Origin of the sequence: Tannerella forsythia (assembly GCF_003860135.1) — a bacterium.
In the GTDB taxonomy this organism is placed as follows: domain Bacteria; phylum Bacteroidota; class Bacteroidia; order Bacteroidales; family Tannerellaceae; genus Tannerella; species Tannerella forsythia_A.
Window position 1 is genome coordinate 45,098 of the sequence record NZ_RQYN01000011.1, and the last position, 21,261, is coordinate 66,358.

Consider the following 21,261-nt stretch of genomic DNA (forward strand, 5'->3'; position numbering starts at 1 on the left):
ATACAAGTAGGTATTATAATAAGATGTATGACTAAAAATAATTAAACAGAAATGAAACGAAATGTATTGAACCCATTGAATGGATGGTTGCTTGCAGTAGCAAGTATGATATTGCTCTCATTGGGAGCATGCGATAAGAATGAGCCGGGAGGGGAGAAACCGAAAAATCTACCCCAATTCGAGGTAAACATAGAGGGAACGATCGATCATGAGAAGCTGGTCAAAAGGCAAAAAGGTTCGGTTACGTTCAACCGCTTTCCGGCTTCGGTCGAAGAGTTTAAGCAAGCGCGTGAAAAGATTGGTATGGAACCGCACGGAGCCGTAGCCTTGCAGATCATGGCTTATGAAATGTTTCGCCGCAATCAAAGGATAGGTATGGAATGTATCAATCTGAACAGTACGAACACGAATTCGGGAGAAAAAAGCAGTGCGGTCAGACAGTTGAGACTTTTGTTCAACAACGATAACTCTTCACGTCCTTACCAGATGGCTGCTTATCTGAAAGGGGCTACCCCCGAAAATGGTTACAGCCCGACCAAACCCTACACGGTCGAAGTGGTCGTGGACGAAGGACGCGGATACACCCATTCGAACGATTATCAGGCTCCGATCGTCAAACTCTTAGTGCTGACAAAAGGAAAAGAAAGTCCCGATCCGATCGCGTTGGTAAAAACGAAAGACCCGAAAGAATCGAGCGGTGGAAAATATTTTATTGTAAGCGAGTCTTCCAGCATCTATTCGCGTGTGCGAGCGATTGGATTTGATCATCCGTTTAAAGGATTAGATTGACAGGTTAACAACGGAAGTAAAAAAATAAGATGATAAGAAAAGTTTTGTGTACAGCCGTTGCCGCGATGTTTTTCCTGCATTTTTCGGCACAAGACCGGACCTTTACAGGGGCATGGTTTGAAGTGAAATATCCGTCCGACTTCACCGCACAAGGATCGATGGTATCCGCAAGCGGCGAAGAGAATCAGTTTGACAGCGCGTTCTTCACCTCTCCCGACGGTGAAGTTGAATTTTATATCTTCTCACCCCAGTGGGGAGGAGAACCGACCGATATTGCTCTTCGGTCGAATGAAAAAGCAGGAAATAGACAGGTGAAACAGACCGCGAAACAGACCGTTACCCATTGGACGATCGGCGCCCAAGACGGCAGCTACGTACGTAGCTATCAGGAAACTCGTAACGAAGTCGAAAACACGGTATGGGTTGTCGGGATCAAGTATAAGAATCAAAAAGCGTACGATCGCTACAAAAAGCAATATATTGCTTTTAAAAGCTCGTTACAACAATTCGCAGACTAATCAGAAAATAAAACAGGAATAAATAGAGAAAGAAGAATGAAAACAACACATATACAAACCGTTTTTTTAACGATGTTATGCTTCTTAACGGCATGCAACCCGGCCAAAAGCAAGCAGACCGATGCTTCGGGAGACTCGCAAATCATCGAAACTCATCAGTATGCCGGCTTCGCGAGTGCCCATATTGTGGCGTATCAAAAAGACGGCCAAGTCTATTTTTACAATGTGGAAGCGGATGATCGGGTGCCTTTCACCGAAGAGACCGAAGAGGTTTTCAATCTCAAATTTGATCCGGACGGACGTACCATGTATTATACCGTAGTGCGCGATGAACTGCTGTGGCTTCGCAAGGCTGTATTCTCCGACGCCGGAATAGAAATCAAAGATCTTTTGAATCTGAACATCCCCAAAGACAAATGTATAACCGAAACGTACGGCGATAACAGTTTGCTGGAATACCGGAACGGAAAACTGCTTATCCGCAGCGATTTCAGTTGGGATGGATATGGTTTTGGAACATATCATATTTATACGATCGCAGACAACAGCCTGACAACGACGAGTGACTTCGAGGAGGTTGAAAAACGCTTCGGCAAACTTTATCAGGAAGCGGACGACCGTTTCGAAACGGAAAACGAACACCTGTTTTACCTGCACAACGGAAACCGTATCTGCCTGACCGATCAATTGAACCTGAAAGCGATGGGAGAAGATTACGGCACCATCGAAGTCGATTATTTCAAACAGACCGTTTCGCCCGACGGATCCAAAGTCGCTTTTACGGCGATTAATTCGTTCGGCGATTTCGCGCATGGCCCGCTCTGTATCGCCGATGCGGACGGTAAACATCAGCAAAGACTGGGTGAAGACGGCGCGGCACAATATTTCCCATCGCAATGGGCCGGCAACCAACTTGTCTTTGCTAACGACGAAGAGAGCGAATACGACGATGTCGGTGTCAAGGTACTTTACATCACGGACCCCGAAGAAAACAGTCCGATCGATCTTATCATCGGCGTAAAGAGTTTCGATGTTAAACAGCCTGTAAAATAAGGAGAACAAGAATATGAAAACAATGATGTATTTGTTGGCGGGAGCGTTTCTGTGGACTTCCTGCAAGAACATGAACTCGTCGGGACAATCGGGAGAAAATACCGAAAACATCGTCAATCAAGAGGCGACTCTTATAGACAGTCTCGAAAAAAAACGGATCGCTTCGGATAATGAGTTGGAGCGTATCGATTTGCACCGACAGATTACCGACCTGAAATTCAAACATGCCACAGAGGATGAAAAAGGAAGCCTTTTCAACGATTTCACTACGTTCGTCTATGTGGAATTGGAGAATCTGAACGAAAAAGAATCCGATTATCTGGAACATTACTATGAATATCGGATGAATGAGAATGGAGATCAGATCGAACCGCACGATTCCGTCAAACAGAAAGAAAAACGGTATACGGAAGTCGGTCTGGAATTTAAAGAAATGGGCGAAGGCATCGTTTCGATTGCACCGAGCGCGGCTCTTTTCGAAAACTATCTCAAACAATTGCCGATATACTATCAGGAGTATTGGCAATTATTGAGAGATGCTGAAAACGTTGTTGCCGATGCGGGGGTAATCGTTACTTGGCGAGAATTGGGCGACCTGATTGCCCGATACGAAGCATACGCGAAGACATATCCCGATCATATCGGTTTTTTCAAAGTACTTGCGGAAGATTATCAATTTCTTCAAAGCGCTTACATAACGGGTACGGATAATACGCCTATCGCTGACGACACAGGGATACTCGATCCCGATCTGAAAACGGAATGGATGCGTTTCAGCAAAGCTTTTCCCGACAGTCCGACAACGAGCTTGATCAACATAGCGCTGGCTGAGAAGAATTACAAAGATCGCTACGTTATTTACCAAAAGATAAACAACGCACAACTTCAATCGAACGATCCGTTGATGCGTGAATACAACAAATAACCAATCCGTTTATGATCGGATTGTTTGTGAAAAACACTTCATAAAAATATGATAATAGAAACCTTTTAAAACAGAATCAAGATGAAGAAGAACATGTATTATTTCGCAGTGGTGCTTTTGTTGGGAATAGCAATACCCACTCAAGCACAAGTTTCAGCCCGTCAGGGAAGAAACAGAGATGCCGACAGAGGAGGAGAGAGAGGCACAATGGCAAAGGCCACCGTCTCCTCAGGTAAAACCTACTATGTAAGTCCTAACGGCAGTGTACGTGCCGACGGACTCAGTAAAGATACGCCTTTGAAAGATTTGCAAAAAGCCATCGACCTTGCCGAAGAAGGGTCTACCATTCTGGTGGCCGAAGGCAATTACTTGGGCAATATGGACAGAGGGTATATTGAATGCGGCCGATTCGGAAACGGTGCCGATGACGGGAAGTTCCTGAAATTTTACGGAGGCTATTCGTTGGATTTTTCAGAACGTGACCCAGTCAAATACATTACTAAAATTCAGCCCAACGAAAAATCGCCGCGCAGCATCGGTTCGGCCCTGTTCCATATTACGGCTCGACGCGCTTACGGCGATAAACGTCCGGCCGGCGAAGTAGTCGTCGACGGATTCACGTTCGATGGCGGGGAATTCATCCAATACTACAAGCCCGACGTGAATGATCCCAGAACGGGGACTCCCAACAAGGAAGTGCTTACCGGTATGTTGATTCACCCCGACGCGCAAGCCGGAAATTCCGTGGGAATATCGAAAGCCGACTGGCGCGCGTTGCACTTAACCGTCGAAGGGAAAGTAAAAATAACGAACTGCGTGTTTGTGAACTGTCGTTACTTCGGACTGCAAGGAGGAATGGGAGCCGGGCATATCGAAGCCAGCAATAACGTGTTCGTGGCCAACCGTTATGCCGCCTGCGAAATATGGGGAACGCTGGCTGCCGGCAGAGAAAACGAAATCTCACTCGATTTCCATCATAACACCGTACTGTTTTCGTGGCCGATCACGAAAGAATTTGAAACGATGGGACAAGGTTTCCGTTTTATGAACGGTATTCGTACCATCAACGTGTACAATAATATCTTTGCGTTCAATGCTCGGTGCGGGGTAGAACGTTGCCGATATGAAAACAAAAAAGAATACGAGAAACTGAAGCAAAGCAATTTGTACAATAATTATTTCCTTGGAAACATGTACGACCTTGAAATCTGCGACAGTTCCGTACCGATCAATGTACCGGCATCCCGTATCGAAGAAGCCGAAGAAATCGGGCCGAAATACGAAGGAAATAAAGAGATGCCGTTTGATCAGTCATTCATTTCGGCCATAGATGCTCCGTACCTGAAAGGTTTTACCGAATTGAAAATATCGACTTCCGAGAGTTACGACGCGAACTCGTCGGCCAACCAGCTGAACCGTTTTCTCGGACTCAACCAGCAAGGTACGAGCACGACGCGCGTCAGCATGTTTGCCAATAAATACCCGTGGGAAAAAGCGCGTAATTTATTTGGCGCCGTGAAAGGTTACGGAGCGCAAACACCGGAGAAAAAATAATCGAATAAATCGGGTCGGGGAGGAGCGCGAATAGAAGCACTGCATCATAAAAACATCCGCTACCTCCCGACTCTTATCTTTTAATATGAAAAGAAAAATGAAACAGCGAATGTTAAATTGGAGCATGGTCGTATGCGCCATCTTGCTGGTAGGTTGCAAGAACATGGGGGCAACGACGTCGGACGGTGCGGCCGACAGTACGCAGGTAGCATCGGTCGAACAAACCCTCGAACTGCCCGCACTCAAACCCGAAGAGAAAATTGTATTTGAAAACGATAAGGTGCGCATTGTCGAAGGGGAAATCGTCGAAACGGACGGTGGCGTGTATAACACCCTGTATATGCAACCTAAAAACGCGGCATACAAACGGTTTAAGATCGAAGGTACGTTTCTTTCTTTCGAGAGCGTCGTTGGCGATGCTGTACTGGCCAGCGAAGGCACGGGAACGATACGCACCTTGTGGGTCTACAATCTGACTACGGGCGAGAAACTGCTCGAATTAGAATCATTTTCAGACTACGGAATCGTAATCGAAAACGATCATCAGTTTACTTTCTATCGATACGACGACGCTTTCCCGCAAGTCTCTTGGAACGAAGAAAAGGCCGCGTGGGAGAATCGTAACCACGTGCCGGCCGAATTGCAGAACAGCGATTTGGAGGAAGCCAAAAAGAAAAGTCAGGAATATTTGTTTGGCGGACTTACGCTGATGGCGCATCAGAAAGTACAAGTCGATGTTCAAAAACGGAAAGCGACTCCGCTGAACGAATACAAATGGAACTATATCGAGTAATGGTATATCCGGGGGGAGTCGTAACGCAACGCCAACTTTCCCCCGATATCTCTATTCATACTTAAACATGAAAACATGATGAAACGAATACTATGTATTTTGTTGTGCGTCTTATCCGCCGTCGGCGCATCGGCGCAGAACAACAAACAGGAAAACAGGAAAATAAACATTAAAGATGTTTTTCTGATGCTTCCCGACAACGCGTTCGGACCGTTCGGACATCCGGATTTTACGCTCGAAAAGCGGAAGGAAATGCTTCAAACCATCGGTCAACGGCCGGATATCAACGTCGAAAATTATGACGGTACTTACGCCTATATCGAGCTGTGCGACGAACGAAACGGTTATCTTTCCGCATTTTATTATTTTCCGGAAGGATATAAATACGAAATCTGTTACTGGAATCTCAAGGACGGACGGAAACTCGTTGCCGTCAACCAAGATGAAGGACACGGAGACATCCGTTTCTATCTCTACGAAAACGGTAGCCTGACCGAAGACTTGTATTATGGTCCGGATATTTACAACGTGAAACTCGACGACTTCTTCGAAACGTCCCATCTCGACGAAAAGGAAAAGAACATCCTTCAGGATTTATTCGAAAACCGGATTGTTTTTCAACATGTACTTCCGCGTAAAGGCACCTCGATCGAAATGCGCATCGGCAGCATTCCTTTCGATATGAGTTACGAATCCATGTTCGAAGAGGCCGGTCTGAAAGAAGAGAAGGTTGTGTATAAACATCTTATCTTTAAATGGGTAAACGAAGAATGGGTCAAAGAGGTGCGAAAAGGAATTGGAACAGCTGAGTAAATGCTGTATGCGAAAACAACTTGCGGGAGATAAATCACAAGTGTGATTTGTTAGAAACAATTTGCAGGAGATAAATCACAAGTGTGATTTATTAAAAACAGTTTGCGGGAGATAAATCACAAGTGTGATTTGTTAAAAACAATTTGCGGGAGATAAATCACAACGGTGATTTATTAAAAACAATTTGTGGGAGATAAATCACAAGTGTGATTTATTACAAACAATTTGCGGGGAATAAATCACAACGGTGATTCATCAAAAAACAACGGCCCCCTCGTGATTTTCCGCCGCCATAAGAATAGAAAAACAGGGAAGGCGAACACCTCGAACGGTCTGCCTTCCCTGCTTGTTATCGATTGAAAAAGGATCCGCGTTTAGCCTTCTCGTAACGCTTCGACGGCGGCAACGCTACGGTCGATTTTTTTACCCAACAACTTCGATCCGTCAGGTGTAATAAGATAATCTTCTTCGTTACGGATACCGCCGAAATCTTTGTATGTAACGACCTTGTCGTAGTTGATGAATTCCTCGAACATCTTCTCGCTCTTCCAGCGGTCAATCAGTTCGGGGATAAAATAGATGCCCGGCTCGATGGTCAATACGAAACCGGCCTCCAGTTCGCGAGCCAGTCGCAACGACTTACGCCCGAACTGCTTGCTCTTCGGCTTCTCGTTATAGCCGACATAGACCTCGCCAAGGTTCTCCATATCGTGCACATCAAGCCCCATCATGTGTCCCAGTCCGTGCGGAAAGAAGAGCGCGTGCGCTCCGGCCTGCACGGCTTCGGCGGCATCTCCTTTCATCAGTCCGATCTGTTTCAATCCGTCGACAATCGTTGCGGCCGACAAATCATAAACTTCTTCGAAACGAATACCGGGACGCAGAGCGGCTACGGCTGCTTCGTGGCTGGCTACCTGAATTTCGTACACTTCACGCTGGCGGGTCGTATATTTCTTATCGGCCGGCACGGTCGAGGAGAAATCGCCGGCATATCCCATTTCCGTCTCCGCGCCGGCGTCGACGAGGAATAAATCGCCGCTTTTCACCATGTTTCCGTGATAATGGTTGTGCAGCGTTTGACCGTTTACCGTGGCGATGATCGGGAACGACAACCCGTAATTGTGCGAAGCCGCTACTTCCTGAATGGCCGCCGCCACCTCGCATTCGCGTATTCCCGGCCGAACCATCCGCATCGCTCTCAAGTGCATGTCGGCCGTTACGTTACACGCTTTTTCGATTTCTACGATTTCCTCGTCCGTCTTATAGTTACGCAGGTTCACAACCCCGCGGATAAACGCCACGGAAGGTTTTTCGGCGCCGGGCTCTATACCGAGCAGGCTCCAGAGTTTGATTTTATGTTCGGCGCGATAGCTGGGCAGATAATGAATCGTTTGACCTTTTTCGAGGGCGCCTTTTAGGTAGGTCGCCACTTGTCCCGAAGGTTGCACGTTCGTAATCCCTGCCGCCTCGCTTTTCTCGTGCAATGTCGGCTGTGTTCCCATCCAAACGATGGCGTCCATGGTCAGTTCATCGCCGAAGATGATCTCTTTGTTCTCGTCGATGTCAATGACGGCAGCCAATCCGGCATACGGCAGTCCGAAAAAGTACAGGAACGTCGAATCCTGTCGGAAGGGATACGTGTTATCTTCGTAGTTACAACCCGCTTCATCGTTTCCGAGAAACAGTAACAACCCCGACCCCACAGCTTTTTTCAGGGCTTCCCGTCGTTGAATATAAGTCTCTTTCTTAAACATAACAATGATTTTTTTTGAATTAAGTTAAACAAAGGTACGGTATTTTTTTGTTACCTTTGTCAAGTCATCCTGAAAATTTGGAATAAAATGATGTTTGAAAAAGAACAGTTACCTCTTCATATACCTTTTGACGCGGCTTCGGAAAGCAACGAACAGTCCGTGTCAACATCTTTTCTCCAACGCCCTTATTATGCGGCTTTTCTTCAGCGGCTGGGGTTGCGTGAAATCAAAGACCAAGTGCAATATCTCCTGACGCAGCGCGATCCGAAAAACTGGAAGCCGACACTCGAAGAAGTCGCTTCGGCCATGCAGCAACTATGCTTGGAGGGCGAACTGACTTGGGCGCAAGCACGGTCTGTTTTGGAGTTCGTCATCGCGAAATTAGACCGGAATAAAACCATTCCGCACGGTGTGGGAGCATACATGTGTCACGACGGGATACGGCGCACCGTACTGCGTATGTTCAACGAAGCCATCGGTAGCCGGTACAACGATCTGACCGAACTGTCCTGCCGTATCGCCGACCATCCCGACGAAGCCAACGAAACGTTCAATACCATCCGTATCTGCGATCCGGCCATGGGTTCAGGCTTTTTCCTGATACAGTCGCTCAACGAAATGATTGCCGTCAAATCGCAGCTCGGCATCTTGTCCGACAGAGACGGCAACCCGCTTTTTCCGTACCGGATACTCGTACACGACGGCAAACTCGTCGTACGCGATAAGCGACGGTCCGAAACCATCGAACTGACAGCGGACACTCCCGAGAGCCGACGCATTCGGGACACGTTGATGAAAGAAAAACAGACCCTGATCGAACATTGTCTTTTCGGTGTCGATATCGACCCGATTGCCGTGACCATCGCGCGCATCCGTCTTTGGATTGAAGTGCTCAAGCATGTGTGTGGAGATGATTCCGAATCTCTTTCTCTGCCGCTGATTGAACCGAATCTGCGGTGTGGCGATGCCCTTGTCAGCCGGATCTCCATATACGACGATCTCAAGCCCGTCTTCCAACGCATCGGCTGCTCGGTAAGCGAATATAAAACGCTGGCCGACGATTATAAAAAAGCCCGCACTCCGGAGGAAAAAAATACGGCCGGGCAGATGTTGGCAGCGATTAAGCGAAAATTACTGATGGAAATCACGTGGGATGATAAAAACAACGAAGAACTGCTCCGTTGGCAACGCGAATTGGCCACGCTCAAAGCGCCGAGTCTTTTCGAAATGAACGAAGAAGAAGTCAAAGCCGTAAAAAACCGCCTGCTCGATGCGCAGTCGATGGTCGACAAATACAAGCAAAAAATCGAAGACTCGAAGAATAATCCGATTTTTAAACACGCTGTCGAATGGCGTTGCGACTTCCCCCAACTACTCGATGAATCGGCCGATTTTATCGGTTTCCATCTGATCATCGGAAATCCGCCGGATACGCTCGTGCAGATCGGCGGCGAACCGATCGATATGTACAAACAGCTCAACTACCGAGCGTATAAACGCACGGGCGAAGTCTCCAGCCTCTTTTATGAACTCGGCAATAAATTGCTAAAACCCGAATATTACCTTTCTTACATCGCTTCGAGCGGATGGATGAAATCTGTTCAAGCCAGTAAGATGCGTCAATATCTCATGGAAGAGACAAACCCGCTGTTCACGATCGAATTTAGTGACAACTGTAAGATCGATAAAACGTTGGCCGATCATGGTATTGTTATCCTTCAGAAAGCTCCTAATCGTCATCGGACATTGAATTGCTGCATCAAGAGCGATTTTGATCCGCAAACCTGCAGCTGGGAACGTTATCTGAATGATCACGGAACATACACCCCGCCCGAGACGACTATAGATGAGACACAACCCTCCTCTTCGTCTTCTGCGACGAGTTTTGTCATCCTCACGGAGACGGAAAAACATATCCGGGGAAAAATAGAACAGACCGGAACGCCTCTCGAGGCATGGGATATTCAATTGTATTCGGGTATCAGAACAGGCCTCGATGAAGCTTTTATCATCGACGGAGCGACAAAAGACGAATTTATTCTGGCCGATTATAAAAATGTCGATATCCTCAAACCTTTGCTAAAAGGAGAAGATATACGTCGTTACATCCCCGAAAAATCCGACCAGTGGCTCATCTATGTTCCCTGGCATTTCCCCCTGCTTTATGACCGGACCATCACAACGGCTTCCGAACGTGCCGAACAACGATTCCGACAGCAGTACCCTGTCATTTACGAACATCTGGCCGCATACAGGAGTAAGCTGGCTGCAAGGGATGCGGCAGAGGTCGGTGTCTCCTTCGAGTGGTATGCCTTGCAGAACTACGCAACCAGCAATGAATGGGACGACTTTACACAGCAGAAAATTGTTTGGAAACGCGAAACGTCTGCTTCAGCCTTTTGCCTCGACTACCGGGGATGCGCTACATTAGACACGACTTGTTTCGCGACGGGACAACATCTCAAATACCTGCTTGGGGTGCTCAATTCCAAGCTGGGAAGATACATGCTGCAAGATGCGCCGCATCTCCCCAATGGGGATATGCAGATCAGCATCCTCACCCTCGAAGCCTTGAAAATACCGGTTCCCAATATCAAAGTAGAATCGGAGGTCATATCGCTTGTCAATAAACGTACGTCCGACGTGCATAAATCGGAGAACGAAGAACTGGATGCCAAGATCGATCGCCTCGTCTACGAGATGTATAACCTGAATGAGGAAGAACGACGTTTTATTGATTCAAATATTTCGCACACATAGTATGCCGATTTCTTCTGAAGGGACAACTTATCCAATATTGCGGTTCGGGCGTGATGATATTTTGTCCGAATCATATCGTACAATCTACAATTATTCGTACTTTTGTAGTTTCAAAATCCGGTATAAGACAAAAGACGAAAAGGAACACCTTTAAGTATGATTGAACGAACGTATATTTTGGAGAATGTAGATCCGGTTGCATTTTACGGTGTGAATAACGTGAATATGCAATTGCTTAAGACACTGTATCCTAAACTTCGGATTGTGGCGCGAGGAAACATCATGAAAATTATCGGCGACGAAGACGAACTGGATACCTTTCTCCGCAAAATCAAAGAAATCGAAAAGTATTGCGAAGAATACAATACGCTTTCGGAAGAAGTCCTGACCGATATCGTCAAAGGAAAAGAGGTGGCTCCGGTTAAACAGGAACACCTGATTATCCACGGTGTCAATGGCAGAGCGATTGTCGCACGTTCGGCCAATCAGCAATTGTTGGCCAAAAGTTTTGAAGAAAACGATCTGACGTTTGCGATCGGGCCTGCAGGCTCCGGAAAAACATTCGTCGCCATTGCATTGGCTGTAAAAGCGCTGAAGAGCAAACAAGTGAGAAAGATTATCCTCAGCCGTCCGGCAGTCGAAGCCGGTGAGAAGTTAGGCTTTTTGCCCGGTGAAATGAAAGATAAGCTCGATCCGTACCTCCAACCGCTCTACGACGCATTGCAGGAAATGATTCCTCCGGCTAAACTCCGGGAGTACATGGAGCACAACGTCATCCAGATAGCACCGCTGGCTTTTATGCGTGGGCGGACGCTGAATGATGCCGTCATTATTCTCGATGAGGCGCAAAATACGACAAGACATCAGATCAAAATGTTTCTGACGCGTCTCGGTCTGAACGCCAAAATGATTGTTACGGGCGATGTAACCCAGATCGATCTTCCTCCGCAAGCCGCTTCGGGACTTGTACATGCCATGCAGGTGCTTCGTAAAGTACATGGTATCGGGAAGGTGGAGTTCGAGAAAAAAGATATTGTGCGCCATAAACTTGTGCAGCGCATTGTCGAAGCGTACGAGAAAAACGACAAACAATCCGACGCACAGGAAGCAACAACCCAACGAAACAAATAACTTCTTTATATTATATGAAAGCATTAGTTAAAACAGAATTTCAATTTTCCGGACAAAAAAATGTGTATCACGGCAAAGTTCGCGATGTATATAATATTCATGACGAAAAGCTCGTCATGGTCGTTACCGATCGCATTTCGGCGTTTGACGTTGTACTGCCCGAAGGGATTCCTTACAAAGGTCAGATGCTGAATCAGATTGCTGCGAAATTTCTGGATGCGACGAAAGATATCTGTCCGAACTGGAAACTGGCTACGCCCGATCCGATGGTTACCGTCGGCTTACAGTGCAAAGGCTTTCCGGTCGAAATGATTGTGCGCGGTTATCTCTGTGGCAGCGCGTGGCGTGCCTATAAGAATGGAGTGCGCGAGATTTGCGGAGTGAAAATTCCGGACGGAATGCAGGAGAACCAAAAATTCCCAGAACCGATTATCACCCCCACGACGAAGGCTGAGATGGGGATGCATGACGAAGACATTTCGAAAGACGATATTATCAAGAAAGGGCTGATGTCACGTTCCGACTATGCGACACTTGAGAAATATTCACTCGCGCTCTTCGAACGGGGTACGCAAATGGCTGCCGAACGCGGTTTGATCCTCGTCGATACGAAATACGAATTCGGAACTTACGAAGGCGATATCTATTTGATAGATGAAATCCATACGCCCGATTCGTCCCGCTATTTTTACTCCGAAGGGTATGAAGAGCGTTTGGCCAAAGGCGATCCGCAACGCCAGCTATCGAAAGAATTTGTACGTGAATGGCTGATGGAAAACGGATTTCAAGGCAAGGAAGGACAGCAGGTGCCCGAAATGACACCCGCTATCGTCGAAAGCATTTCGAATCGTTACATCGAGTTGTACGAGCAAATTACCGGCGAACCGTTCGTGAAAGTTTCAACCGATGATCTTCTTGGACGGATTGAAAGGAACGTGACGGAGTATCTGAAAAAGAAATAAGCACGTATGTCGGTCGAGGTGGAACGAGTGTTGCCATACGCAGGCGACGAAGACAAAGGGACACAAGTTCGGCGGATGTTCGACACCATTGCCGGACGGTACGATATGCTGAATCACATGCTCTCGTTCAGCATGGATCGGTCGTGGCGCAGGAAGACGGTCGATTCGCTTCGTCCTTTTTCGCCGCAACGCATACTGGATGTCGCGTCAGGCACGGGCGATTTGGCCCTGCTGATGTGTCGCCGGCTGCAGCCGAAGCAAATCGTTGCGGCCGATCTCTCGGAAGAGATGATGGCCGTCGGACGACGGAAAGTGGCCGAAGCAGGCTATGCCTCTCGCGTCTCTTTCGAACATCAGGACTGCATGACGCTAACTTACCCCGATCATTCGTTCGACGCCCTAACCGTCGCTTTCGGAGTACGTAACTTTGCCGATCTCGAACAAGGTCTGTCGGAGATGGGGCGAGTGCTTCGCCCCGACGGACAACTAAGGATACTGGAGTTATCTACTCCGGAACATTTCCCGATGAAACAGCTTTACACTCTCTATTCGAAAACATTTATCCCTCTCATGGGAAGCTGGTTCAGTCTCGAAAAATCAGCTTACCGCTATTTGCCTGCCTCGATCCGAAAGATGCCGCAGGGACGTGAGATGGCTCAATTGCTCGAACAACAGGGATTTACGAACGTGCAGGTAAGGACATTCACCGGAGGTGTTTGTTCACTTTATTCGGCTACGAAACATGGACATTCAAATACGATCGGCAAATGAAGAAATACGGCTTAATCGGATATCCGCTGGGACATTCCTTCTCCCGGAACTTCTTTAATCAGAAGTTTCAATCGGAAAATATCGATGCGGAATACGTTAATTTTGAGATTAAAGACATCAGAGAACTGAAAGACGTTCTACATGATCATCCCAATTTGTGCGGGTTGAATGTGACGTTACCTTATAAAACGGCAGTCATTCCGTTACTCGATGACCTAACGGATAATGCCCGCAACATCGGCGCGGTCAATGTCATCAAATTCAAACGCGGGCATTTTGGGAAACTCAAACTGATCGGACATAATTCGGACATCACGGGATTCAAGCAATCGATTGATCCGTTACTGCACGAGTCGCACACGAAAGCGCTTATCCTCGGAACGGGCGGGGCATCGAAGGCCGTTTTTCATGGACTCAAGCAGTTGGGAGTAGGAGCGACGTATGTCTCACGAACCAAACAGAATACCGGATTCACTTACGACGAACTTACACCCGCCATCATGGAACAATATAAGGTAATCGTCAATACCACCCCGTTGGGCATGTATCCCAAAGTCGACGAATGTCCGAATATTCCGTATGACCGGATAACCCCTGAACACCTGCTTTATGATCTGCTCTATAACCCGGACGAAACATTGTTTATGCGCAAGGGAAAAGAACGTGGGGCCGTTGTCAAGAACGGTCTTGAAATGCTTCTTTTGCAAGCGTTCGCGGCATGGGACATTTGGAACAGATAAACACGCAAATAACAGAAAAATAGTATCATGACGAAAAAGATAAAACAAAATATCCGTAAAATCGCGGCAAGTTTGCTGCTGTTTGGTTGTATCGCTCAGGGTGAGGCGGAATCGTTCGACCCGGTAGAATATGTGAATCCGTTAATGGGTTCTCAATCGGTACACGAGCTTTCTACCGGTAATACGTACCCTGCCATCGCGCGGCCGTGGGGGATGAACTTCTGGACTCCGCAGACCGGGAAGATGGGAGACGGATGGGCGTATATCTATACGGCTCATAAGATACGGGGATTCAAACAGACGCATCAGCCCAGTCCGTGGATCAACGATTACGGACAATTTTCGATCATGCCTGTAGTTGGTGCGCCCGAATTTGATGAAAACAAACGTGCCAGTTGGTTCTCGCATAAGGCGGAAGTGGCAAAGCCATACTACTATAAAGTATATCTGGCCGAACATGACGTGGTGACGGAAATTACGCCGACCGACCGAGCCGCTATGTTCCGGTTTACGTTTCCGGAGAACGAACATGCTTATATCGTGGTCGATGCTTTCGATAAAGGATCGTCCGTGCGGGTGATTCCGGAAGAGAACAAGATCGTCGGTTATACGACGAAGAACAGCGGAGGCGTACCGGAGAATTTCAGAAATTATTTTGTAATCGTTTTCGATAAACCGTTTACATACCGTGCTACGTTTGCCGATCAAACGTTGCATGCGGACAAATTAGAGCAAACGGCCGGACATACAGGCGCCGTGATTGGCTTCCGGACGAAAAAAGGCGAGATCGTGCATGCACGTGTCGCTTCGTCTTTTATCAGCCCGGAACAGGCTGAACAAAACCTCAAAGAACTGGGTAACGATCGTTTCGATGCGATAGCCGCACAAGGGAAAGCCGAATGGAACAAGGTGCTTGGGCGTATCCGTGTAGAAGGAGGGAGCCTCGACCAGTATCGAACGTTTTATTCATGCCTGTATCGCTCACTGCTTTTCCCGCGAAAGTTTTACGAAGTGGATGCCGACGGAAAGATCGTTCACTACAGTCCGTATAACGGAAAAGTACTGCCCGGATTTATGTACACCGACACGGGTTTTTGGGATACTTTTCGCTGTCTGTTCCCGTTCCTGAACCTGATGTTTCCCGAGCAAAACAAGGAAATGCAGGAAGGACTGATTAATACCTACAAGGAGAGCGGCTTTTTCCCCGAATGGGCAAGTCCGGGACATCGTGACTGTATGATCGGGAACAACTCGGCATCGGTACTCGTCGATGCGTATATGAAAGGAATAAAAGTCGAGGATGTGGAGACACTGTATCAGGGATTAATCCACGGAACGGAGCATGTGCATCCGAAAGTATCTTCGACAGGGCGTCTCGGACACGAATACTACAACCGGCTGGGCTATGTCCCGTACGACGTAAAGATCAGGGAGAATACGGCTCGTACGCTCGAATATGCGTATAACGATTGGTGCATCTACACCTTGGCGAAAGCCTTGAAACGTCCGAAGAAAGAGATCGCACAGTATGCCCGGCGAGCGATGAATTATCGGAATGTGTTCGACAAAGAAACAAGCCTGATGCGCGGACGCAATGAAAACGGAACGTTTATGTCGCCTTTTTCACCCTTGAAATGGGGCGATGCTTTTACGGAAGGGAACAGTTGGCATTACACGTGGTCGGTGTTTCACGATCCGCAGGGGCTGATCGATCTGATGGGCGGACGCCGGGCGTTCGTGACGATGCTCGACTCCGTATTTACCGTTCCGCCGCTGTTCGACGAAAGCTACTATGGCGCGGTGATTCATGAAATACGCGAAATGCAGATCATGAATATGGGAAACTACGCGCACGGTAATCAGCCCATCCAACACATGATTTATCTCTACAACTACGCCGGCGAGCCATGGAAAGCCCAATACTGGCTGCGCCGCGTGATGGATCAGCTTTATATGCCGACACCCGACGGATATTGCGGCGATGAAGATAACGGGCAAACATCGGCATGGTACGTCTTTTCGGCATTAGGATTCTATCCCGTATGCCCGGGAACAGACGAATATGTGCTGGGGGCTCCGCTGTTCAAAAAGGCGACACTGACATTCGAAGACGGCAAGCAGATGGTTATCAACGCACCGGAGAATAACGCCCACAATGTTTACGTGGAATCGTTACATCTGAACGGACAACCGTACACCAAAAATTATGTGAAACATGCGGATTTGCTGTCGGGCGGTACGCTCGACTTCCGAATGTCCGATCACCCGAATCATGACCGAGGGACAAAGCCTTCGGACTTCCCGTACTCGTTTTCAGTATCGGAAAAGAAGTAGGAGAGGGGGGGGCAGGAGAATCAGCCCGAACATGTGCCAACGACAGATGCTTCGCACAAGCGAACGAAGAATGTGATGCAGGTGATGGAGATTATTCAAAAGGTTAATTTGTTCATTATAGAGCGACTAAAGACGAATATGAAGTTCTCCATCCCTCGTTCGTATTCAAGCTAAATTACGCGATACACTGTTCGGCGTGTACCATTATTTAATTGTCAATGGTCAATGGTTTCTAGGTTCAAAAGAAATTTGCTCGGATGAAGCCGCAAACTAATGAACCTTAAAAGGGCTACCTCTGGAAATATGTATCTCCATGGTAGCCCTCTTTTATCTGTAAAGAAATACGCTTACTTAATGATTCTGAATTTACCGATAAGAGGAAGTTCTTTCATTTGACCGTTAGCGGCATTGACGATACCGATAATAAAGAGAACGAAAAATACGATTCCCAATAAACTCACAAAACCTAAGAACGGGGATATAAAAACTAAAATCCAAGTTAAAATATTAAAAGCTACAGCTGAAATAAAAAGAACGCATCCCTGATTTGTATGGAAGCGTGCGAAAGGTGAATCCTTAGCGGCAAACAACGGAATTAAAAATAAGAAATAAGCAAGGATAGCCATCACTTTGTTAGCCTGTACATCCTGCGGATCTGCGGTAAAGTTTTCTTGTGACATAATGAAATAATTTTTTTAAGTTAGTACTATTTAAATATAGATATAATGTTCTCCCATCGGAATTTTTGCAAAGATACAAACCTTTTCAAAATCCTGTCGAAAAATCTGTTATTTTTTCACTTGTTTTATTCGTGTTTATTTTCTCGTCTCAGCAGACAAAGGGAAAATGCGGATTCCGTAAAACGGCACCAAAAAAATTTATACCTTTGCGGTCGATGATTTCTAAAACCAAGCAATGATGACAGAAAGCACATTAGCCGACGATCTCTTGATCAGGCGAAAGAAGGTACGGGACGCGCTCGTTCGGGCGGGGATGGAAGGTATCTTACTGGCTTCGGACGTAAACATTTATTACATGACCGGGCGCGTCTTCAACGGCTATTTCTTTTTATCGGCCGAGGGGGAAGCGCAATGTTTCGTAAGGCGTCCGACCGATTTTACCGGCGAGCAGGTTACATTTATCCGCCGGCCTGACGACCTGACGGCTTATTTCAAAGCGCTGGGACGTCCACTCCCGCGAAGGCTGATGCTCGAAGCCGACGGACTCTCGTACAACGACTACACACGCTTGGCGACGCTCTTCTCTCCTGTCGAAACCGGCAACGCGTCGACGCTGATGCGCGCCGTAAGGATGGTGAAGACGCCTTGGGAGCTGGAGCAGATGCGCTGCTCGGCCGAGCGACACGCGGCCACCTACGCCGAGATTCCCTCGTGCTTCCGTGCCGGAATGACCGATCTGGAATTACAGGCAGAGATTGAACGCCGGATGCGGCTCAACGGCTCCATCGGACTGTTCCGCGCCTACGGCCCGAATATGAGCATTTTTATGGGAAGCGTGCTGGCCGGAGAAAATGCCGCCGCCTCTTCGCCCTACGATTTCGCGCTCGGCGGAGCGGGACAGACAGCCATTTGTCCCATTGGCGCCAACGGTACGCCGCTGACCGACGGCACAGCCATTCTGGTCGACATGGCCGGAAATTATACGCCCTACCAGACGGATATGTCGCGGGTATTTGCCGTTGGCCGACTGCCCGATAAGGCATACCGCGCGCATCAGACGGCGCTCGACATACAGGCGGCCGTAGAAGCGACCGCCCGGGCCGGAACGGCCTGCGCCGAGCTGTATGAGTTAGCCTGCTCGATGGCAGAGAAAGCCGGACTGGCCGACTGTTTCATGGGCACGCGCCAACAGGCCAAGTTTGTCGGTCACGGCATCGGACTCGAAATCAACGAACCGCCCGTGCTGACGCCGCGCTCGAAAGAAGCGCTGGAGCCCGATATGGTCTTTGCCTTCGAACCGAAGTTCGTGATCGAAGGCTCAGGGGCCGTAGGCATTGAAAACAGCTTCCGCGTGACGACGGAAGGACTCGAAAAATTGACTCGATTTGAGGAACAAATAATTTCTTTAACATGATGAAAAAAACAGTATTTTTAGTCTTGCTCGCATGCCTCGCATGGCAAGTCCGAGCTATGGAACCGGAGCAGGTAAAACCGGTTAAAAACCTGATTGTCCTGATCCCTGACGGAACGTCGCTGGCTACCGTCTCGACCGCCCGCTGGTATCAGTGGTACATGAATCCCGACATGCCCAAACTGGCTATCGACCCGTACATTTGCGGTACGGTGCGCACGCACTCGTCGAACGCTCCGATCGGCGACTCGGCGCCGACAACTTCGTGCTATATGACCGGTCACCCCAGCCGCACGGGTTATGTGGCTACTTATCCGCCACACGATCCGGGAAACGACATTTATCCGATGGACCCGAAACGCGCGTATCAGCCCATGATCACGCTGTTGGAAGCCATGAAGCTCGTGCAGCAGAAGGCTACGGGATTAGTCTTTACCTGCGAATTTCCGCACGCGACGCCGGCCGACTGCTCGGCACACAGCTATAGCCGCAAACGATATGAGTGGATCGCTCCGCAGATGGTACACAACGATATCGACGTGGTCATCGGCGGAGGCGTATCGTTTCTCGACGAAGCCGGCGAAGCCTACCTGAAAGCGAACGGATACAACGTGTACCGCAATAACCTCGAAGGAATGCGCGGCGACAACTCGAACAAAATGTGGGCGCTGTTCGGCGAGCGCGATATGGCATACGACATCGATCGCGACCCGGCGCAGCAACCATCCATCGAAGAGATGACGAAAAAAGCGCTGGACAAACTCTCGAAGAACGAAAACGGCTTCTTCCTGATGGTAGAAGGAAGTAAAGTAGACTGGGCGGCGCACGGTAACGATCCGGTAGGTATGCTGACCGATTATCTGGCTTTCGACAAGGCATGCCGCGTTGCGCTCGATTTCGCGCGTCAGGACGGCAATACGCTCGTCGTCGTGGTATCGGATCACGGAAACAGCGGCTTCAGCCTCGGACGCCGTGATTGCAAAGGTTACGACAAACTTACGAAAGACCAGCTGTTCGCAGCCGTTACGCGAATCAAACTCTCGGCCGACGGATTCGCCAAAAAACTCAACGAACAACCGTCATCGGCCGTGCAGGACATCTTCCGCCAGTACGCGGGCTTTGAACTGACCGACGAAGAATTGCAAACGCTCAACCATTGCAAAGGTTACAAGAACAGTCCGATTCCCGAAAACGAACGGAGCGAGAAAGAAGCGCTCGCGTCGCTTTACAGCAGCTCGCTGAACGGATTCATCGCCAAGCTGATCACGTCGAAAACATGCTTCGGCTTCACGACCAACGGACATACGGGCGAAGAAGTACTTCTGGCCGCTTATCATCCGGCAGGCACGCTGCCCATGGGGATGAACACCAACATCGAGCTGAATCATTACATGGCCGCCGCATTGGGATTGACGGGTAAACTCGACGAGCTGACCGATGCCAACTTCGCGCCGCATACCGAAGTGCTGAAAGGCTATACGTATACCGTACTGCCTCCGGCTACCGAAAAAGGTGCTCCCACGCTGGTGGTGAAAAACAAAAAGAAACAACTCACCATCACGCCTTACACGAACATCGTGAAGCTGGGTAAGAAAGGAAAAGAAGAAGCACGACTGCGGACGGTGATCGTCTACGTCGACAAGAACGAGACGTTCTACCTGCCTCGCACCATTACCGACTATTTGAAATAAAGAATCTGTTTTCTCTTTCAACCGGAGAGCGTTACGATGCTCTCCGGTTTTTTTTGTCTCCACCTGCATTTTTTTTCGCTTTTTCTTGCATTTTCCGTTTTTAATGTTTATATTTGAGGCGTTCATCATTTAGACCGATACGACAATGATACGCGACCTCCTTTTATACAACGGATTAAAGTGGATTCTATCCGCCCTTGCCGCTGACGGTACGGGGCAGGCAAGGGAAGTACGCGTATGCCGACGGAAGGAATCTCTTCCTTCATACACACCGTACTCGCCGGAATAATGAACCGGCAACATGCGCTCTTTGCTATCGGAGTCCGGGCCTTTCGGGAGGGAATTGCAACGTTACATCGCGGTAAAGAAAACCGGCTTTCCGAATCGGGAAACGCGGGCGTGTTCGGAAGCGACCTGAGTTTCTGACATGGAAACCTCAGTTTCTACCGCGGAAACCTCAGTTTCTGCCGCGGAAACCTCAGTTTCTGCCGCGGAAACCTCAGTTTCTGCCACGGAAACCTCAGTTTCTGCCACGGAAACCTCAGTTTCTGCCACGGAAACCTCAGTTTCTGCCACGGAAAC

18 protein-coding genes and 1 pseudogene are annotated in these 21,261 nt (G+C 48.4%); 16 read left to right on the forward strand and 3 right to left on the reverse strand.

The window, feature by feature from the left end; genetic code table 11:
* Positions 1 to 51 precede the first annotated feature (51 nt).
* The 7 genes from EII41_RS04675 to EII41_RS04705 all read left to right on the forward strand — a co-directional run bounded on the left by EII41_RS04675 (position 52) and on the right by EII41_RS04705 (position 6,445).
* The gene (locus EII41_RS04675; protein ID WP_124789623.1) at positions 52 to 789 is read left to right on the forward strand and encodes a DUF6935 domain-containing protein; all 738 of its coding nucleotides are present in this window, start codon (positions 52 to 54) and stop codon (positions 787 to 789) included.
* 29 nt (positions 790 to 818) lie between these two features.
* Positions 819 to 1,307 (forward strand): hypothetical protein, encoded by a 489-nt coding sequence (locus tag EII41_RS04680; protein WP_124789624.1) that lies wholly within the window; start codon positions 819 to 821, stop codon positions 1,305 to 1,307.
* Between the two features lie 36 nt (positions 1,308 to 1,343).
* Positions 1,344 to 2,360 (forward strand): TolB family protein, encoded by a 1,017-nt coding sequence (locus EII41_RS04685; protein WP_124789625.1) that lies wholly within the window; start codon positions 1,344 to 1,346, stop codon positions 2,358 to 2,360.
* Positions 2,361 to 2,373: 13 nt separating this feature from the next.
* The gene (locus EII41_RS04690) at positions 2,374 to 3,285 is read left to right on the forward strand and encodes a hypothetical protein (RefSeq protein WP_124789626.1); all 912 of its coding nucleotides are present in this window, start codon (positions 2,374 to 2,376) and stop codon (positions 3,283 to 3,285) included.
* An 81-nt stretch (positions 3,286 to 3,366) separates the two neighbouring features.
* Positions 3,367 to 4,839: a right-handed parallel beta-helix repeat-containing protein gene (locus EII41_RS04695; protein ID WP_124789627.1), complete on the forward strand. Its 1,473-nt coding sequence runs from the start codon at positions 3,367 to 3,369 to the stop codon at positions 4,837 to 4,839.
* 97 nt (positions 4,840 to 4,936) lie between these two features.
* The gene (locus tag EII41_RS04700; RefSeq protein WP_124789628.1) at positions 4,937 to 5,632 is read left to right on the forward strand and encodes a hypothetical protein; all 696 of its coding nucleotides are present in this window, start codon (positions 4,937 to 4,939) and stop codon (positions 5,630 to 5,632) included.
* A 75-nt stretch (positions 5,633 to 5,707) separates the two neighbouring features.
* Entirely contained in the window at positions 5,708 to 6,445 is a 738-nt protein-coding gene (locus EII41_RS04705; protein WP_124789629.1) for a hypothetical protein, read from the forward strand.
* Between the two features lie 374 nt (positions 6,446 to 6,819).
* Here EII41_RS04705 and EII41_RS04710 read toward each other — a convergent pair whose 3' ends face one another.
* Entirely contained in the window at positions 6,820 to 8,199 is a 1,380-nt protein-coding gene (locus EII41_RS04710) for an aminopeptidase P family protein (protein ID WP_124751706.1), read from the reverse strand.
* An 87-nt stretch (positions 8,200 to 8,286) separates the two neighbouring features.
* Here EII41_RS04710 and EII41_RS04715 point away from each other — a divergent pair, with 87 nt between their 5' ends.
* From EII41_RS04715 to EII41_RS04745, 7 genes and pseudogenes are all read left to right on the forward strand, one after another.
* The gene (locus EII41_RS04715) at positions 8,287 to 10,959 is read left to right on the forward strand and encodes an Eco57I restriction-modification methylase domain-containing protein (protein ID WP_124789630.1); all 2,673 of its coding nucleotides are present in this window, start codon (positions 8,287 to 8,289) and stop codon (positions 10,957 to 10,959) included.
* Between the two features lie 156 nt (positions 10,960 to 11,115).
* Entirely contained in the window at positions 11,116 to 12,090 is a 975-nt protein-coding gene (locus EII41_RS04720) for a PhoH family protein (protein WP_124751704.1), read from the forward strand.
* Between the two features lie 14 nt (positions 12,091 to 12,104).
* On the forward strand, positions 12,105 to 13,052 hold the full coding sequence (locus EII41_RS04725; RefSeq protein WP_124789631.1) for a phosphoribosylaminoimidazolesuccinocarboxamide synthase: 948 nt from the start codon (positions 12,105 to 12,107) through the stop codon (positions 13,050 to 13,052).
* Positions 13,053 to 13,058: 6 nt separating this feature from the next.
* Positions 13,059 to 13,823 (forward strand): bifunctional demethylmenaquinone methyltransferase/2-methoxy-6-polyprenyl-1,4-benzoquinol methylase UbiE, encoded by a 765-nt coding sequence (gene ubiE / locus EII41_RS04730; protein WP_124789632.1) that lies wholly within the window; start codon positions 13,059 to 13,061, stop codon positions 13,821 to 13,823.
* Positions 13,820 to 14,563 (forward strand): shikimate dehydrogenase family protein, encoded by a 744-nt coding sequence (locus tag EII41_RS04735; protein ID WP_124789633.1) that lies wholly within the window; start codon positions 13,820 to 13,822, stop codon positions 14,561 to 14,563. Before ubiE ends, EII41_RS04735 begins: the two co-directional genes overlap by 4 nt.
* 51 nt (positions 14,564 to 14,614) lie before the next feature.
* Positions 14,615 to 16,897, forward strand: a complete 2,283-nt coding sequence (locus EII41_RS04740) for a GH92 family glycosyl hydrolase (RefSeq protein ID WP_124789641.1) — start codon at positions 14,615 to 14,617, stop codon at positions 16,895 to 16,897.
* Between the two features lie 45 nt (positions 16,898 to 16,942).
* A pseudogene (locus EII41_RS04745) lies at positions 16,943 to 17,071 on the forward strand (ISAs1 family transposase); the annotation flags it as partial.
* Between the two features lie 173 nt (positions 17,072 to 17,244).
* Here the strand turns inward: EII41_RS04745 and EII41_RS04750 are convergent.
* A complete protein-coding gene (locus tag EII41_RS04750; protein WP_124751700.1) occupies positions 17,245 to 17,577 on the reverse strand; it encodes a hypothetical protein in 333 nt (110 codons plus the stop codon).
* A 238-nt stretch (positions 17,578 to 17,815) separates the two neighbouring features.
* Between EII41_RS04750 and EII41_RS04755 the strand changes: the two genes are divergently transcribed.
* Positions 17,816 to 18,991, forward strand: a complete 1,176-nt coding sequence (locus EII41_RS04755) for a M24 family metallopeptidase (RefSeq protein ID WP_124789642.1) — start codon at positions 17,816 to 17,818, stop codon at positions 18,989 to 18,991.
* Complete coding sequence (locus tag EII41_RS04760; protein ID WP_124789643.1) at positions 18,991 to 20,679, forward strand: alkaline phosphatase; 1,689 nt, start codon at positions 18,991 to 18,993, stop codon at positions 20,677 to 20,679. Before EII41_RS04755 ends, EII41_RS04760 begins: the two co-directional genes overlap by 1 nt.
* Positions 20,680 to 21,030: 351 nt before the next feature.
* Here EII41_RS04760 and EII41_RS14285 read toward each other — a convergent pair.
* The coding region (locus tag EII41_RS14285) for a hypothetical protein (RefSeq protein WP_221620700.1) at positions 21,031 to 21,261 on the reverse strand (231 nt) is incomplete at its 5' end.

What these genes read in the sequence shown, in the direction of transcription:
- EII41_RS04700 (WP_124789628.1), top strand. Translation starts at nt 4,937, where the DNA reads ATGAAACAGCGAATGTTAAATTGGAGCATGGTCGTATGCGCCATCTTG.
- EII41_RS04720 (WP_124751704.1), top strand. Translation starts at nt 11,116, where the DNA reads ATGATTGAACGAACGTATATTTTGGAGAATGTAGATCCGGTTGCATTT.
- EII41_RS04685 (WP_124789625.1), top strand. Translation starts at nt 1,344, where the DNA reads ATGAAAACAACACATATACAAACCGTTTTTTTAACGATGTTATGCTTC.
- EII41_RS04725 (WP_124789631.1), top strand. Translation starts at nt 12,105, where the DNA reads ATGAAAGCATTAGTTAAAACAGAATTTCAATTTTCCGGACAAAAAAAT.
- EII41_RS04705 (WP_124789629.1), top strand. Translation starts at nt 5,708, where the DNA reads ATGATGAAACGAATACTATGTATTTTGTTGTGCGTCTTATCCGCCGTC.
- EII41_RS04690 (WP_124789626.1), top strand. Translation starts at nt 2,374, where the DNA reads ATGAAAACAATGATGTATTTGTTGGCGGGAGCGTTTCTGTGGACTTCC.
- ubiE (WP_124789632.1), top strand. Translation starts at nt 13,059, where the DNA reads ATGTCGGTCGAGGTGGAACGAGTGTTGCCATACGCAGGCGACGAAGAC.
- EII41_RS04710 (WP_124751706.1), bottom strand. Translation starts at nt 8,199, where the DNA reads ATGTTTAAGAAAGAGACTTATATTCAACGACGGGAAGCCCTGAAAAAA.
- EII41_RS04760 (WP_124789643.1), top strand. Translation starts at nt 18,991, where the DNA reads ATGAAAAAAACAGTATTTTTAGTCTTGCTCGCATGCCTCGCATGGCAA.
- EII41_RS04680 (WP_124789624.1), top strand. Translation starts at nt 819, where the DNA reads ATGATAAGAAAAGTTTTGTGTACAGCCGTTGCCGCGATGTTTTTCCTG.
- EII41_RS04755 (WP_124789642.1), top strand. Translation starts at nt 17,816, where the DNA reads ATGACAGAAAGCACATTAGCCGACGATCTCTTGATCAGGCGAAAGAAG.
- EII41_RS04695 (WP_124789627.1), top strand. Translation starts at nt 3,367, where the DNA reads ATGAAGAAGAACATGTATTATTTCGCAGTGGTGCTTTTGTTGGGAATA.
- EII41_RS04750 (WP_124751700.1), bottom strand. Translation starts at nt 17,577, where the DNA reads ATGTCACAAGAAAACTTTACCGCAGATCCGCAGGATGTACAGGCTAAC.
- EII41_RS04715 (WP_124789630.1), top strand. Translation starts at nt 8,287, where the DNA reads ATGATGTTTGAAAAAGAACAGTTACCTCTTCATATACCTTTTGACGCG.
- EII41_RS04675 (WP_124789623.1), top strand. Translation starts at nt 52, where the DNA reads ATGAAACGAAATGTATTGAACCCATTGAATGGATGGTTGCTTGCAGTA.
- EII41_RS04735 (WP_124789633.1), top strand. Translation starts at nt 13,820, where the DNA reads ATGAAGAAATACGGCTTAATCGGATATCCGCTGGGACATTCCTTCTCC.